The organism is Streptomyces chumphonensis (genome assembly GCF_014779715.1).
GTDB lineage: Bacteria > Actinomycetota > Actinomycetes > Streptomycetales > Streptomycetaceae > Streptomyces > Streptomyces chumphonensis.
Genome location: NZ_JACXYU010000014.1, coordinates 39,015 through 54,032 on the forward strand (window position 1 = coordinate 39,015; position 15,018 = coordinate 54,032).

The window sequence follows — 15,018 nt, forward strand, 5'->3', positions numbered from 1 at the left end:
CCGCCGACGGGACCCCGGCGATGACTAGCGTCCTTCGGGGACGACGCCGGAGGACGCGATGCAGCAGGATGACACGCCGTCAGGGCGAGGCGCGACGCGGTACGACCCGAAGGGCGTGCCGGGCACGCGGCTGCGGGAGCGGCTGCGGGAGCCTCCGCCGGGCCCGGCGCGTCCGGGGTTCTGGCGCAGCCCGGTGCGCGGGGTGCGGTTCACCTCGGTGCTGGGCGCGGTGCTGCTGGTCGGCGTGCCGGTGCTGTTCGTGACGGGGCTGCTGTCGTACGCGGCGTACAACCCCGATCTGCGGGGCAACGACACCACACCGGACCGGGGGTGGCTGGGCTTCTACCTGTTCGCCTGGCCCACCGACCCGCACTGGCTGTACCGGCTCACGCAGGGGGTGCACGTCACCCTCGGCATCGTGCTGGTGCCGGTGCTGCTGGCCAAGCTGTGGTCGGTGGTGCCGAAGCTGTTCGTGTGGCCGCCGCTCCGGTCGGCGGCGCACGCGCTGGAGCGGCTGTCGCTGCTGTTCCTCGTCGGCGGTGTGCTGTTCGTCTTCGCGACCGGCATCCTCAACGTGCAGCTGGAGTACATCTTCCCGGGCTCGTTCTACCCGCTGCACTTCTACGGCTCGTGGGTGTTCATCGCCGCGTTCGTCGTGCACATCGCCACGCGTGTGCCGGTGATGGTGCGGGCCCTGCGGGGACGACGGCACACCGGGGACGAGGACGGGCTGGCCTCCCCCGCACCGGCGGCTCCGACGATCTCCCGGCGCGGCGCGCTGGGCGTCGTCGGGGCCGGTTCGCTGCTGCTGTTCGTGACGACGGCGGGGCAGAGCATCGGCGGCTCCCTGCGCGGGACGGCCCTGTTCGCCCCGCACGGCCAGGACCCGGGGCCGGGGCCGAACGGCTTCCAGGTCAACAAGACGCCCGCCGCCGTCGGCATCCGGCCCGAGGAACTCGGCGACGACTGGCGGCTGGTGGTGCGGGCCGGTGGGCGGGAACGGGTGTTCACGCGGGCGCAGCTCCTCGCGCTGCCGCAGGACGAGGCGGCGCTGCCCATCGCCTGCGTGGAGGGCTGGTCCACCGGTGACCAGCTGTGGAGCGGGGTGCGGCTCGCCCGGCTGGGCGCGCTGGTCGGCGGGACCGCAGGGGAGGACGAGGGCGTGTTCGTCGAGTCGGTGCAGAGCCGTGGAGCCTTCCGCTCGGCGGCCCTGCGCGACAACCAGGTCGGCGACCGGCGGTCGCTGCTCGCCCTGCGGGTCAACGGCGCCGACCTCTCCCCCGACCACGGCTACCCGGCGCGGGTGATCGTCCCGGCGGCGCCGGGGGTGCACAACACCAAGTGGGTCACGCGGCTGACGTTCGGAGCGGTCTGATGCGGCGACTGCGGCGCTGGTACGGCGCCTCCCCCCTGCACCTGCTGCTCCTGCTGGCCTCGCTGACGGTGACGCTGTACGCGGGGGTGCGGCTGCTGGACGGCGACACGGTCGGCGTCCTGGTGTGGTTCGTCGGCGCGGCCCTCCTCCACGACCTGGTGTTCCTGCCGCTGTACGCGGGCGCGGACCGGTTGGGCGGGGCGGCGCTGCGCAGCCCGCCGGGGAGGTGGGTCAACCATGTGCGGGTGCCGGTGTTCCTCGCCGGCCTGCTGCTGCTCGTCTGGTACCCGCTGATCCTCCGCCGGGTGCCCCACTTCACCCGCAACACCGCCCTGCCGGACGACGTCTTCCTCGGCCGCTGGCTGCTGGTGACGGCCGCCCTCTTCGCCGCCTCGGCGCTCGCTCTCCTCCTCCGCGCCCGGTGGTCGAACCTGTTCAGGTCCGCGCCACGCTGAGGTGGACGACGTAGTGCTCCTCGACCGTGCCCTGCGGGAAGAGGCGGGCCAGCCGGGCGCGCTCCTCGGCCAGGAACGCCCGACCGTCGTCGCCACGGACGAGGAAGGCCGAGTGGCTGCCGAGGTCGGCCAGGTGGGTGTCCGGGGTCATGGGGCGGGGCGTCCTTCCGGCTGGTGTTCGGTCCGGGGGTCGGCGGGTGCGGCCGGGTCGAGGGGGGAGGCGGGGTCGGCGGGGTGATGGGGCGTCTCGGGGGCGCCCTCGGCGGGGACGTCCTCGTCGCGGGTGGCGAGGAGGGACCAGCCGAGGGAGACCGTGATGGTGACCGCGATGAAGCCGAGGGTGAGGGGGATCGGGAGCTTGCCCACGGGGGTCTCGGACAGGATGAGCTTGGCCCCGGCGAAGACGAGGAGGGCCGCCAGGCCGTAGTGGAGGTACGGGAAGCGGCGCAGGAGTCCGGCCAGGCAGAAGTAGAGGCTGCGCAGGCCCAGCACGGCGAACGCGTTGGCCGTCCACACCAGGAAGGTGTTGGTGGTGATGGCCAGGACGGCGGCGACGGAGTCGACGGCGAAGATCAGGTCGGTGGCCTCGATCGCGACGAGCACCACGAACAGCAGCGTGGCGACGCGGCGTCCGTCGACGCGGATGAAGAAGCGGTCCCCGTGTAAGCGGGAGTCGGTCGGGATGGCCTTCTTCACCAGGCGGACGACCGGGTTGCGGTCGGGGTGGACCTCCTCGTCCTTCGAGAAGGCCATCTTCCAGCCGGTCCAGACGAGGAACGCCCCGAACAGGTAGGCGGTCCAGAAGAACACCTGGAGGAGTTCGGCGCCGACGAAGATGAACACCAGCCGGGCCGCCAGGGCTCCGACGACCCCCCAGAAGAGGACCTTGTGCTGGTAGGCGTCGGGGACGGAGAAGAAGGAGAAGATCAGCGCGAAGACGAAGACGTTGTCGATGGACAGGGCCTTCTCGATCAGGTACCCGGCGTAGTAGGTGGAGGCCACCTCCCCGCTCTGCCACGCCCACAGGACGAGCCCGAAGCCGAGGCCGGCCGCGATCCAGACGGCGCTCCAGATCGCGGCCTCCCGGAAACCGATGACGTGGTTGTCGCGGTGGGCGAGCAGGTCGACAGCGAGCATCACGCCGATGCCGAGCGTGACGGCGGCCCACACCCACAGCGGGACCGGGAACGAGAGGTCATTCATGGTGGTGGGTTCCTCGGGGCGGTACGGGTGGGTCGACCCGGAACCGGGCGGGCCCGGCCGGGGTGCAGGAACAACGCGTCGGGCGGTGGGTCGACGGGCCCGCCGCCGGGGGTACGGCACGGACGGCGGGCCGGCCACGGGCGGCGGTGGCCGCGATGAGCGTGTGCGCGTCGACGCCTCCCGGGTTGGCGCAGGACGCGTGCACGAGGGGCGCGTGGTGCCGGACAACGAGGTCCAGCAGCCCGGTCGCCGCGCGCAGCCCGCGTTCCGGCCGTCCGTCGGCCTCGGGCGGTCGGTAGACGGCCGGGATGTAGCCGATCCGCGCCCGGCCGACCGTCGGCAGGACCCGGCTCAGCACGGCGAGGGCGTCGAGGTCGGAGACCGGGCTCGGGGGCGCGGGCGGCAGGACCGAGATGAGCAGCAGCGGCACGCCCCGGGCGGCGGCGGTGCGGGCGGCGTGGTCCACCACCCGCACGTCCTCGGGGTGGTCGGTGAGGACGGCGGCGCCCGGCCGGGGAAGGGAGGTGCGGCCGGGCGGCGGCGCGGCGTGGGGCGTGAGGGAGAGGTGCACGGAACGGCTCCCTTCCGGGGAGGCGGTGTGACACGTCCAGCTTCACCCGAACAGTTTTGCGCGTCAATATTTACGCGAAATAATTTTCGTCAATATATGTTCGCCCGAAGCGCGTAGCCTGTGCCCATGAGCGTTCCCCCGACCCGCGGCGAGAGCTGGACCTTCCTGACCAACCACGCACGCGTCCTGCTGTGCCTGGCGCGCGACCCCGAAGCGCGGCTGCGGGACGTCGCGTCCGTCATCGGCATCACCGAACGCTCCGTGCAGCTCATCGTGGCCGACCTGGAGAGGGCCGGGTACCTGACCCGGACCCGTGTGGGCCGCCGCAACCGGTACGCCATCGACACCGGCCTCGCCCTGCGCCACCCCAACGAGGCCGACCATCCCGTCGGCGACCTGCTCAACACCTTCCTCCACCGCGAGGACGCCCCGCAGGAGGAGACGGGTCGGTGAGCACTGGAGCTTTCTACAGTTTGTTGATTCGGGTGAACGCACTGTAGGTCACGCGCTGTCACCGGGCTTAGCGTGACCGGAATGCACGCACGACCGCCCTTCGATGCCGCGGCGGCCCGCCGCCTGCGGGAGTCCCTCGGCATGACGCCGGCGCACGTCTCCTACGGCATGTGGGCCGCCTTCGGGCTCCGGATCGCCCCCGAGACCATCGCCGCCTGGGAGCTCCAGGAGGCCGGCCCGAACGAGACGGAGCTGGCCGCGCTCGCGGGCGCCCTGTGGTGCGCACCCGGCGACCTGCTGGGCACCCCGCGCACCCTGCACGAGTACCGCCTGCTCAAGGGCATCGCCCAGTCCGACGTCGCGCTCCGCATCGGGATGCCGACGGCCCGGTACGCGGAGGTCGAGCGGACGGGGAAGTGGACCGGCAGCGACCAGCAGGCCGCGACGCTCGCCGTCACCCTGGACCTCTCGCCGAGGACGCACATCGAGCTGATCGGCAAGGACGGCGCCCTGCGCGGGTACCTGCGCAGCGCGGCCGGATCGCGCTGGCAGGCGTACGTGAAGCCGGTGCACAAGCTGCTGCCGACCCTGGAGCGGTCCACGGTCGAACGCGTGCTGGAGCGGCTGAACGACGAGTTCCACAAACGCAGCTTCTCCTCCCTGAGCTGGATCTCCACCGAGACGGAGACCGGCAGCAACTCCGTGGACGCCGGGCGGCAGTACCTGGACGAGGTGACCGAGCACTTCTGGGCCCACCTGGCCGCGCTGCGCGGCACCGGCTGACGTGGGAACGACCGCCGCGCCGGGCGCGTTACCTGGAGAGAACGCAGGGCCCCGGAGGCGGCCGGTGCGGGCGCGCGGGGCAGCCGTACCGAGGGGACCGCCATGACGACCTCCGCCACCACCGCCCTCCGCGCGTTGTGCGGAAGCCTGCTCGCCGCCGGTCTGCTCGCGGCTCCGGTCCCCGCCCTCGGCGCGGCCCCCGCCCAGGACGGGGTGAGCGCCGTCGCGGAGGAGCTGCGGCAGGACCCGGTCTACGTCCATCCCGAGGCCCGGTCCGAGCTGTCCTCGGGTGAGGAGGCCCGACTGGAGGCCCGCATCGAGGACGCGGACAAGCCGGTCTTCGTCGCCGTCCTGCCCGCGACGGACGAGTTCCCCCCGGACACCGTGCTGGCGGACCTGCGGGCGCTCACCGGCGTCACCGGCGTGTACGCCGTCCAGCTCGGCGACGGCTTCAGTGCCGGGGCCGACTCCCAGGTGATGTCGCGCGACGCCGTGGCCAACCTGGAGGGCGCCGTCGAGCGGGAGCACGAGGACGCCACCACGCAGCTGACCTCCTTCGTGGACGAGGCGCTGCCCCAGGCCGACGGCACCGCACCGGCCTCGTGGGACGAGGGCGGCACCGAGGGCTCGGGCGCGGCCGGGCTCGCGACCCTCGGCGGGCTGCTCCTCGCGGGCGGCGTCGGCTTCTACGCCCTGCGCCGCCGCTCCCGCAGGCGCGAGGAGGAGCGGCGGCGCGCGGAGCTGGAGAAGCTGCGGGTCGTCGTCGACGAGGACATCACCGCGTTCGGCGAGGAGCTCAACCGGCTCGACTTCCGGCCGGGCGAGCCGGGCGCGGACGACGCCATGCGCACCGACTACACCCGCGCCCTGGACGCCTACGAGGGCGCGAAGGAGGGCATGGCCGGCGCCCGCGAGCCGCGCGACGTCCAGCCGGTCACGCAGCGGCTGGCCGAGGGGCGCTTCGCGCTCGCCACCCTCGACGCCCGGCGCACGGGGGCGCCGCTGCCGAAGGAGGACCGCACGCCGTGCTTCTTCGACCCCCGGCACGGCCCGTCCGTCACGGACGTGCGGTGGGCGCCGCCGGGCGGGACGACACGGCCGGTCCCGGCCTGCGCGGCGGACGCGGAACGCCTCGCCGAGGGTGAGGAGCCCGACTCCCGGATGGTGCCCACCGACCGCGGCCCGCAGCCCTACTGGAACGCCGGGCCCGTGTACGGGCCCTGGGCGGGCGGCTACTTCGGCGGCGCGCTGCTGCCGGGGCTGCTCATGGGCACCATGCTCGGCGGCATGATGACGGGCCCCGGCGCCTACGGCTACGGCGCCGGCACGGACGCCGCGGGCGGCGACGTCTCGGGCTCCGACTTCTCCCCCGGCGACTTCGGGGGCGGCGGGTTCGGCGGGGACGTCGGCGGGTTCGGCGGCGGCGACTTCGGCGGAGGGTTCTGACCGGCCGCCTCCCGGCGGCCTCCGCACCGGGCGGCCTCCGCGCCAGAATGCGGGGATGCGGAACCGGCCCAGCCTCGCCCGGCAGCTGTTCGTCCTCCAGCTCGCGGTGATCGTCGTACTGGTCGGGGCGGGCGCGCTCCTGGTCGTGCTCGACGCGCGCGACGACAGCGAGGAGGACGCCGAGCGCAAGGTGACCACGCTCAGCCTGGGCGTGGCCGAGCTGCCGAGCGTGCGGGACGCCTACGCGCGGCCGGCTCCGCGGCGCACGCTCCAGCCGCTCGCGGAGTCGGTGCGGGCGGCCACGGGCACCGACTTCGTCGTCTTCATGGCCCCCGACCGCACGCGCTACTCGCACCCGGACCCGGACCGGGTGGGGCGGCCGTTCCTCGGGACGATCGCCCCGGCGCTGGAGGGCGGCGTCGTCACCGAGACGTACCGGGGGACGCTCGGGCCCTCGGTACGGGCGGTGGTACCGGTGCGGGACGCGGCCGGACGGGTGCGGGGGCTGGTGTCCGTCGGCATCCTCCAGGAGCAGATCGGGGACGACGTGCGGCGGCGGCTGGCGCCGGTCGGTGCCGTGTCGGGCGGGGCGCTGGTGGTGGCGGCGACCGGTTCCTGGGGCATCAGCCGACGGCTGCGGCGGCAGACGTTCGGCCTCGGCGCACCCGGCATCGCCCGGTTGTACGAGCACCACGACGCCGTGCTCCGCACCGTCCGCGAGGGGCTGCTCATCGTCGATCCGGGTGGGCGGCTGACGCTGGCCAACGACGAGGCGCGGCGGCTGCTGGGCCTGCCCGAGGGCGCGGAGGGGCGTCCCGTGGCCGGGCTGGGGCTGAGCGCCCCGCTGGGCGGGATGCTGGCGTCGGGCACGCCCGTGCACGACGCGCTGTGCGTCGTCGGTGACCGGGTGCTGGTGGTGAACCAGGAGCGGTTCCGGCACGACGGCCGGGAGCTGGGCGCCGTCATGACCCTGCGCGACCACACCGACCTGGAGGCGCTGGCCGGGGAGCTGGCGTCGGTGCGGGGCTTCGCCGAGGCGCTGCGGGCGCAGGCGCACGAGTCGGCCAACCGGCTGCACACCGTGGTGACGCTCGTGGAGCTGGGCCGCACGGAGGAGGCCGTGGAGTTCGCGACGGTGGAGCTGGCCTCCGCGCAGCAGCTCACGGACCGGCTGACGGGCTCGGTGGAGGAACCGGCGCTGGCGGCGCTGCTGCTGGGGAAGGCCGCCCAGGCGGCGGAACGCGGCGTGGAGCTGGACGTCACCGACGACACCGCCGTCACGCCCACCCGGATCGCCCCGCGCGACCTGGTCACCCTGGTGGGGAACCTGGTCGACAACGCCATCGAGGCCGCGCTCGCGGGCGAGACCCCGCGCCGGGTGCGGGTCACCGCCCGCACGGAGGGCGACGGCGCCCTGTACGTCCGCGTCGCCGACTCGGGGCGGGGTGTGGACGGCGCCCACCTGGACGCGATCTTCCGGCGGGGCTTCTCCACCAAGGACGCCCCCGGCGGCGGCTTCGCGGACGGTGACGGCGGCCGGGGTGCGGGGCGGGGCCGGGGGCTCGGACTCGCACTGGTCAAACAGGTCATCAACCGGTATGACGGTGAGGTCGGCGTGCACAGCGGCGACGGCGCGGTCTTCACCGTGCGGCTGCGTACCGGCCCGGCGGGCCGGGGAACCGAGGCACCGTGATCAGAACCCTCGTCGTGGAGGACGACCCGCGCATCGCGGACGCGCACGTGCAGTTCGTGGAGCGGGTGCCGGGTTTCACGGCGGTCGGGGCGGTGCACCGGGGCGTCGAGGCCCTGGACCGCACCGCGCGCGAGCCGGTGGACCTGGTGCTGCTGGACTTCTACCTGCCGGACATGACGGGGCTCGCGGTGTGCCGGGCGCTGCGGGCCCGGGGCGATCTCACCGACGTCATCGCGGTCACCTCGGCGCGGGACGTCGAGATCGTGCGGTCCGTCGTGGCGCACGGCGTCGTCCAGTACCTGCTGAAACCCTTCACCTTCGCGGCGCTGCGGGACAAGCTGGAGCGGTACGCCGAGTTCCGCGAGCGGCTGGTGGCGCACAGCGGGGCCCCGGCGCAGCAGGACGTGGACCGGGCGTTCGCGGCGCTGCGCGGCAGCGTCGGCGGGCCGCTGCCGAAGGGCATGAGCAACCGGACGCTGGAGGCGGTCGTCGACCACCTGCGGAACGCGGCGGAGGGGCTGTCGGCGAGCGCCGTGGGGGGCCTGACGGGAACGTCCCGGGTGACGGCCCGGCGGTATCTGGAGCACCTCGCGGAGCAGGGGCTGGCGGAGCGGGCCCAGCGCTACGGAGCGGGGCGGCCGGAGCACCTGTACCACTGGCGCCGGTGAGGCGCGGCCGGGCGCGGGGCGCGGCGGGGTGGTGCGGAAGGGGCTGCCCCACGCCGTTGGGGGGCAGGACGCCGGATGCGGCGGCGGTCGTGCGGTGGTGCGGCATTCGGTGGTGCGGTGACCGGTGCGGCGGGTGTCAGAAGACGGCTTCGGTCTCGTCCATGCGGGCCTGCGGGACGGTCTTCAGCTCGCGGGTGGCGTCGGCGAGCGGCTCCATGACGACGTCGGTGCCGCGCAGGGCCGTCATCATGCCGAAGTCGCCCCGGTGGGCGGCCTCCACGGCGTGCCAGCCGAAGCGGGTGGCGAGGACGCGGTCGTAGGCGGTCGGCGTGCCGCCGCGCTGGACGTGGCCGAGGATGACGGGGCGGGCCTCCTTGCCGAGCCGGTCCTCCAGCTCGCGGGCGAGCCGGTTGCCGATGCCGGTGAAGCGCTCGTGGCCGTACTGGTCGATGACGCCCTTCTCGTAGGCCATGCTCCCCTCGGCCGGGCGGGCGCCCTCGGCCACGCAGATCACGGCGAACTTCTTGCCGCGCGAGAACCGCTCCTCGACCATCTTGCACAGCGCGTCGACCTGGAACGGCCGCTCCGGCAGGCAGATGCCGTGCGCGCCGCCCGCCATGCCCGCCTCCAGGGCGATCCAGCCGGCGTGGCGGCCCATGACCTCCACGACCATCACGCGCTGGTGGGACTCGGCCGTCGTCTTCAGCCGGTCCATCGCCTCGGTGGCGACGCCGACGGCCGTGTCGAAGCCGAAGGTGCGGTCGGTGGCGGAGATGTCGTTGTCGATGGTCTTCGGCACGCCGACGACGGGCAGCCCGGCCTGGGAGAGCATGCTGGCGGCGGTGAGGGTGCCCTCGCCGCCGATGGGGATGAGGGCGTCGATGCCGAGCCGCCCGAGCAGCTCCTCGCCCTCCGCGCACGCCTCCGCGAGACGGCCGCGCTCCAGCCGGGCGGAGCCGAGGATGGTGCCGCCCCGGGCGAGGATGCCCGCGACGGAGTTGAGGTCCAGCTCGCGGTAGCGGCCGTCCAGCAGCCCCTTGTAGCCGTCCTCGAACCCGATGACCGTGTCACCGCGGTCGACCACCGCGCGGTGCACGACCGAACGGATGACGGCGTTCAGGCCGGGGCAGTCGCCGCCGGCGGTGAGGACTCCGATACGCATGTGATCGCTACTCCTGATCGGGGACGGTCCGACGTTGGGCGGGGGGATTGTTTCATGTTCTGAACGCACGGCCGCGTGCCCGTCCGCATGCTGCGCCCGCCGTGCCCGGGGCGCCGCGGCGCCCGGGAAGGCGTCGCGCCGGGGGCGCGGCGGGGTCGCGCACCGCACGTGCGGGGGCGCGCGGTGCGCGCGTATCGTCGAGGCGGACGCAGGTCACAACGGGCCGGAAGCGGGTACGCGTCCTGCGGGAAGGGTCCGGGCGGGCCTGCCGCGCGGCCGCTTCCCCCTTCTCGCACGGACGTCCTCGCACCGCACCGTAGACCCAGGGGAGCTGACGGGTGAACCGCAGTGTGTACATCACCGGTATCGGCCGGGGCGACGGCCGACAGGTCGTCGAGCTGGGGGTGATGGAGCTGCTGACCCGGCAGGTCGGCAGGATCGGCGTGTACCGGCCGCTCACCCACGACGGCCCCGATCCGATGCTGGACCTGCTGCGCAGCCGCTACCGGCTGAGTCAGCCGCAGGGGGCGATGACCGGCCTCGGGTACGACGAGGCCGCCGCCCTCCAGGCCGACCGGGGCACCGACGAGCTGATCTCCCGCCTGGTCGACCGCCACCACGAGATCGCGGCCGACTACGACGCCGTCCTCGTCCTCGGCACCGACTTCGCCGACACGAACCTCCCCGCCGAGCTGTCGCTGAACGCCCGGCTGGCGAACGAGCTGGGCGCGCCCGTGCTGCCGGTCGTCGCCGGACTGGACCGCGGCGCGGACTCGGTGGTCGCCGAGGTGCGCAACGCCCACCACGCCTACGCCTCGCTGGGCTGCGAGGTGCTGGCCATGATCGCCAACCGCGTCCGCAACGGGCACGCCGCCGAGGCCGCCCGCTGGCTGGGCCGGCACCTGCCCGAGCCGGTCTTCGTCATCCCCGAGGAGCCCGCGCTCTCCGCCCCGACCGTCCGGCAGGTCGTCGACGCCCTGGACGCGCGGGTGATGCTCGGCGACGTGACGGGGCTGGCCCGCGACTGCCGGGACTTCGTCTTCGGTGGTGCGATGCTGCCGGCGTTCCTGCCCGCCCTCACCGAGGGCTGCATGGTGATCACCCCAGGCGACCGGGCGGACCTCGTCGTCGGGGCGCTGGCCGCGCACTCGGCGGGCGCGCCGCCCATCGCGGGCGTCCTGCTCACCCTGGACGAGCACCCGGGCAAGGAGACGCTGGCGCTGGCCGAGCGGCTCGCCCCCGGCACCCCCGTGCTCGCGGTGCCCGGCGGCTCCTTCCCGACCGCCGTGGAGCTGTTCTCGCTGGAGGGCAAGCTGAACGCGGCCAGCCCGCGCAAGGTGGAGGTGGCGCTCGGGCTCTTCGAGTCGCACGTCGACACCCGGCAGCTCACCGACCGGCTCGCCGTCGTCCGCAGCGACCGCGTGACGCCGATGATGTTCGAGCACGAGCTGGTCGAGCGCTCCCGCACGGCCCGTCGCCACATCGTCCTGCCGGAGGGGACCGAGGAGCGGGTGCTGCGCGCGGCGGAGGTCCTCGTGCGCCGCAACGTCTGCGACCTGACGCTGCTCGGCGACGAGACGGCGATCCGCCGGCGCGCCGCGGAGCTCGGCGTCGAGCTGCGCCTCCCGGGCACGGACGAGGCCGAGTGGGGCGGCGAGGGTGCGGCCGCCACCGTCCGCGTCGTGGACCCGGAGACCTCGCCGCTGCGGGAGCGGTTCGCCGACACCTACGCCCGGCTGCGCGCCCACCGGGGCGTGACGTGCGAGCTGGCCTACGACATCGTCGCCGACGTCTCCTACTTCGGGACGCTCATGGTGCAGGAGGGCCTCGTCGACGGCATGGTCTCGGGCGCGGCGCACTCGACGGCGGCGACGATCCGGCCCGCGTTCGAGATCATCCGGACCAAGCCGGACGCCTCGATCGTCTCGTCGGTGTTCTTCATGTGCCTGGCCGACCGGGTCCTGGTCTACGGGGACTGCGCCGTGAACCCGGACCCGGACGCCGAGCAGCTCGCGGACATCGCGATCCAGTCGGCGGCGACGGCGGCCCGGTTCGGGGTGGAGCCGCGCATCGCGATGCTGTCGTACTCCACGGGCAGCTCCGGTTCGGGCGCGGACGTGGACAAGGTGCGGCAGGCCACCGAGCTGGTGCGGGGTCGGCGTCCCGACCTGCTGGTGGAGGGGCCGATCCAGTACGACGCGGCCGTCGAGCCCTCCGTCGCGGCGACGAAGCTGCCGGACTCCCCGGTGGCCGGGCGGGCCACCGTCCTGATCTTCCCGGACCTCAACACCGGCAACAACACCTACAAGGCCGTGCAGCGGTCGGCCGGGGCCGTGGCCGTGGGGCCGGTGCTCCAGGGCCTGCGCAAGCCGGTGAACGACCTCTCCCGCGGCGCGCTGGTGCAGGACATCGTGAACACGGTCGCGATCACCGCCATCCAGGCCCAGCAGCGCGGAGCCGCACCACCGGACCCGGCGTCGGCCACCGCCGACGCACCCTCGCAAGGGAGCACCCCCGCATGACCGCCCGCCACGTCCTCGTCCTCAACTGCGGTTCCTCCTCGGTGAAGTACCAGCTGCTGGACATGGCCGACCACACCCGGCTCGCCGTGGGCCTGGTGGAGCGGATCGGGGAGGCCGCGCCCCGGCTGACGCACACCCCGGCCGACGGCGCGCGGCGCGAACGCGCCCTGGCGGCGCCGGACCACGAGAGCGCGCTGAAGGCCCTGGCCGCCGAGCTGGCGGCGGACGGCCTCGGCTTCGACTCCCCGCACCTCGCCGCCGTCGGGCACCGGGTGGTGCACGGCGGGCGCGCCTTCACCCGTCCCACGGTGGTCGACGACGCCGTGCTCGCGGAGATCGAACGGCTGGTGCCGGTGGCGCCGCTGCACAACCCGGCCAACCTCGGCGGCATCCGCGTCGCGCGGGCGATGAACCCCGGCCTGCCGCAGGTCGCCGTCTTCGACACCGCCTTCCACACGACGATGCCCGAGCACGCCGCCCGGTACGCGATCGACGTGGCGACGGCCGACGCGCACCGCATCCGCCGCTACGGCTTCCACGGCACCTCGCACGCCTACGTCTCGCGGCGCACCGCCGAGCTGCTGGGCAAGGAGCCCTCCGAGGTCAACGTGATCGTGCTGCACCTGGGCAACGGCGCCTCGGCGTCCGCCGTCGCGGGCGGGCGGTGCGTGGAGACCTCCATGGGGCTCACGCCCCTGGAGGGGCTGGTCATGGGCACCCGTTCCGGGGACATCGACCCGGGGGTCGTCTTCCACCTCGCCCGGGTGGCGGGCCTGAGCGTCGACGAGGCGGACACCCTGCTCAACCGGCGCAGCGGGCTCGTCGGCCTGTGCGGGGACAACGACATGCGGGAGATCGTCCGCCGGATGGACGAAGGGGACGACGCGGCGCGGTTGGCGTTCGCGATCTACACGCACCGGCTGCGGAAGTACCTCGGCGCCTACACGGCGGTGCTGGGGCACGTCGACGCCGTGGCCTTCACGGCGGGGGTCGGGGAGAACTCGGCCCCGGTGCGGCGGGCCGCCGTGGCGGGCCTGGAGGTGCTGGGCCTGGCGGTGGACGAGGAGCTGAACGTCGAGCGGGCGTCCACGGCGCGGCTCATCTCGCCGCAGTACGCTCGGGTCGCGGTCGCGGTGGTCCCCACCGACGAGGAACTGGAGATCGCCACGCAGACGTATGCCCTGGTCACAGCCGCGAACGGGTGAGCCAGATCACCCCCAGTACGTTTGGCTTCTAAACAAAACGATAGGATCGCACGCATGCGCCGTTCCAAAATCGTCTGCACCCTGGGCCCCGCCGTCGACTCCTTCGATCAGCTGAAGACGCTGATCGAGGCCGGTATGAACGTGGCCCGCTTCAACATGAGCCATGGCACCCAGCGGGAGCACGAGGAGCGGTACGCCCGACTCCGCAAGGCCTGCGAGGAGACCGGCCGCGCGGTGGGCGTGCTCGCCGACCTCCAGGGCCCGAAGATCCGGCTGGGCACCTTCGCCGAGGGGCCCGTCGAGCTCGTCCGGGGCGAGGAGTTCACGATCACCGTGGAGGACGTCCCCGGTGACCGGACCATCTGCGGGACCACCTACAAGGGCCTGAACGCCGACGTCTCCAAGGGCGACCCGATCCTCATCAACGACGGCAACGTCGCGCTGCAGGTGACCGAGGTCGACGGGCCGCGCGTCCACACCATCGTCATCGAGGGCGGCGTCGTCTCCGACCACAAGGGCATCAACCTGCCCGGCGCGGCGGTCAACGTGCCCGCGCTGAGCGAGAAGGACGTCGACGACCTCAGGTTCGCGCTGCGGATGGGCTGCGACATGGTCGCCCTGTCCTTCGTCCGGGACGCGAAGGACGTCCGCGACGTGCACCGCGTCATGGACGAGGTCGGCCGCCGCGTGCCGGTCATCGCGAAGGTGGAGAAGCCGCAGGCCGTCGAGAACATGGAGGAGGTCGTCCTCTCCTTCGACGGCGTCATGGTGGCCCGTGGCGACCTGGCGGTGGAGTACCCGCTGGAGAAGGTCCCGATGGTGCAGAAGCGCCTGGTGGAGCTGTGCCGGCGCAACGCCAAGCCGGTGATCGTGGCGACGCAGATGATGGAGTCGATGATCACCAACTCGCGGCCGACGCGCGCCGAGGCGTCCGACGTCGCGAACGCGATCCTCGACGGCGCCGACGCGGTGATGCTGTCGGCCGAGTCCTCCGTCGGCCAGTATCCGATCGAGACCGTCAAGACGATGTCGAAGATCGTCATCGCGGCCGAGCAGGAGCTGCTCTCCAAGGGCCTCCAGCCGCTCGTGCCGGGCAAGAAGCCGCGCACCCAGGGCGGGTCGGTGGCCCGCGCCGCCGCCGAGATGGCCGACTTCCTGGGCGCGAAGGCCCTGGTGGCGTTCACCAAGTCCGGGGACACCGCCCGCCGGCTCTCCCGGTACCGGGCCGAGCAGCCGATCCTCGCCTTCACCGAGGAGCCGGGCACGCGCAACCAGCTCACCCTCAGCTGGGGCGTGGAGACGTTCGTCGTCCCGCACGCGGAGAACACCGACGCGATGGTGGACCTCGTCGACCGGGAGCTCCTCAAGCTCAAGCGCTACAACGAGGGCGACGTCATGATCATGACGGCGGGCACCCCGCCGGGCGTCGTCGGCACGACCAACATGGTGCGCGTCCTGCACCTCGGCCACGACAGCTGAACC

General features: G+C 73.7%; 14 protein-coding genes. 10 read left to right on the forward strand and 4 right to left on the reverse strand.

The window, feature by feature from the left end:
- Window positions 1-58 precede the first annotated feature (58 nt).
- Both IF129_RS21505 and IF129_RS21510 read left to right on the forward strand, forming a co-directional pair.
- The gene (locus IF129_RS21505) at window positions 59-1,375 is read left to right on the forward strand and encodes a molybdopterin-dependent oxidoreductase (RefSeq protein ID WP_191211421.1); all 1,317 of its coding nucleotides are present in this window, start codon (window positions 59-61) and stop codon (window positions 1,373-1,375) included.
- Complete coding sequence (locus IF129_RS21510) at window positions 1,375-1,830, forward strand: hypothetical protein (RefSeq protein WP_191211422.1); 456 nt, start codon at window positions 1,375-1,377, stop codon at window positions 1,828-1,830. The genes IF129_RS21505 and IF129_RS21510 overlap by 1 nt, the downstream gene beginning before the upstream one ends.
- On the opposite strand, the gene IF129_RS21515 is transcribed toward IF129_RS21510, so the two are convergent.
- The 3 genes from IF129_RS21515 to IF129_RS21525 are packed head-to-tail and all read right to left on the reverse strand — an operon-like array spanning window position 1,811 to window position 3,604.
- Window positions 1,811-1,981, reverse strand: coding sequence for a hypothetical protein (locus IF129_RS21515; RefSeq protein WP_191211423.1), 171 nt, complete (start codon window positions 1,979-1,981; stop codon window positions 1,811-1,813). The two genes, IF129_RS21510 and IF129_RS21515, sit on opposite strands and share 20 nt — an antisense overlap.
- Window positions 1,978-3,033: a TerC family protein gene (locus tag IF129_RS21520; protein ID WP_191211424.1), complete on the reverse strand. Its 1,056-nt coding sequence runs from the start codon at window positions 3,031-3,033 to the stop codon at window positions 1,978-1,980. Before IF129_RS21520 ends, IF129_RS21515 begins: the two co-directional genes overlap by 4 nt.
- Window positions 3,026-3,604 (reverse strand): universal stress protein, encoded by a 579-nt coding sequence (locus IF129_RS21525; RefSeq protein WP_191211425.1) that lies wholly within the window; start codon window positions 3,602-3,604, stop codon window positions 3,026-3,028. The genes IF129_RS21520 and IF129_RS21525 overlap by 8 nt, the downstream gene beginning before the upstream one ends.
- A 126-nt stretch (window positions 3,605-3,730) precedes the next feature.
- On the opposite strand from IF129_RS21525, the gene IF129_RS21530 reads away from it, so the two are divergent.
- The 5 genes from IF129_RS21530 to IF129_RS21550 all read left to right on the forward strand — a co-directional run bounded on the left by IF129_RS21530 (window position 3,731) and on the right by IF129_RS21550 (window position 8,647).
- A complete protein-coding gene (locus IF129_RS21530; protein WP_191211426.1) occupies window positions 3,731-4,057 on the forward strand; it encodes a helix-turn-helix transcriptional regulator in 327 nt (108 codons plus the stop codon).
- Window positions 4,058-4,138: 81 nt separating this feature from the next.
- Window positions 4,139-4,840 (forward strand): helix-turn-helix domain-containing protein, encoded by a 702-nt coding sequence (locus IF129_RS21535; RefSeq protein WP_191211427.1) that lies wholly within the window; start codon window positions 4,139-4,141, stop codon window positions 4,838-4,840.
- 102 nt (window positions 4,841-4,942) lie between these two features.
- On the forward strand, window positions 4,943-6,286 hold the full coding sequence (locus tag IF129_RS21540; protein WP_191211428.1) for a hypothetical protein: 1,344 nt from the start codon (window positions 4,943-4,945) through the stop codon (window positions 6,284-6,286).
- Window positions 6,287-6,341: 55 nt separating this feature from the next.
- Window positions 6,342-7,979 carry a sensor histidine kinase gene (locus tag IF129_RS21545; RefSeq protein WP_191211429.1) on the forward strand — a complete coding sequence of 546 codons (1,638 nt, stop codon included), beginning with the start codon at window positions 6,342-6,344 and terminating at the stop codon, window positions 7,977-7,979.
- Window positions 7,976-8,647: a response regulator gene (locus tag IF129_RS21550; RefSeq protein ID WP_191211430.1), complete on the forward strand. Its 672-nt coding sequence runs from the start codon at window positions 7,976-7,978 to the stop codon at window positions 8,645-8,647. Before IF129_RS21545 ends, IF129_RS21550 begins: the two co-directional genes overlap by 4 nt.
- Window positions 8,648-8,783: 136 nt before the next feature.
- Here the strand turns inward: IF129_RS21550 and IF129_RS21555 are convergent, their stop codons facing one another.
- Complete coding sequence (locus tag IF129_RS21555) at window positions 8,784-9,809, reverse strand: ATP-dependent 6-phosphofructokinase (RefSeq protein ID WP_191211431.1); 1,026 nt, start codon at window positions 9,807-9,809, stop codon at window positions 8,784-8,786.
- A 338-nt stretch (window positions 9,810-10,147) separates the two neighbouring features.
- Here IF129_RS21555 and pta point away from each other — a divergent pair, with 338 nt between their 5' ends.
- Genes pta through pyk form a run of 3 tightly spaced genes read left to right on the forward strand, consistent with a single transcriptional unit; the run spans window position 10,148 to window position 15,015 of the window.
- Window positions 10,148-12,331: a phosphate acetyltransferase gene (gene pta, locus IF129_RS21560; protein WP_191211432.1), complete on the forward strand. Its 2,184-nt coding sequence runs from the start codon at window positions 10,148-10,150 to the stop codon at window positions 12,329-12,331.
- Window positions 12,328-13,536, forward strand: a complete 1,209-nt coding sequence (locus IF129_RS21565; RefSeq protein ID WP_191211433.1) for an acetate kinase — start codon at window positions 12,328-12,330, stop codon at window positions 13,534-13,536. The genes pta and IF129_RS21565 overlap by 4 nt, the downstream gene beginning before the upstream one ends.
- 54 nt (window positions 13,537-13,590) lie before the next feature.
- The gene (pyk, locus tag IF129_RS21570) at window positions 13,591-15,015 is read left to right on the forward strand and encodes a pyruvate kinase (RefSeq protein ID WP_191211434.1); all 1,425 of its coding nucleotides are present in this window, start codon (window positions 13,591-13,593) and stop codon (window positions 15,013-15,015) included.
- Window positions 15,016-15,018 lie beyond the last annotated feature (3 nt).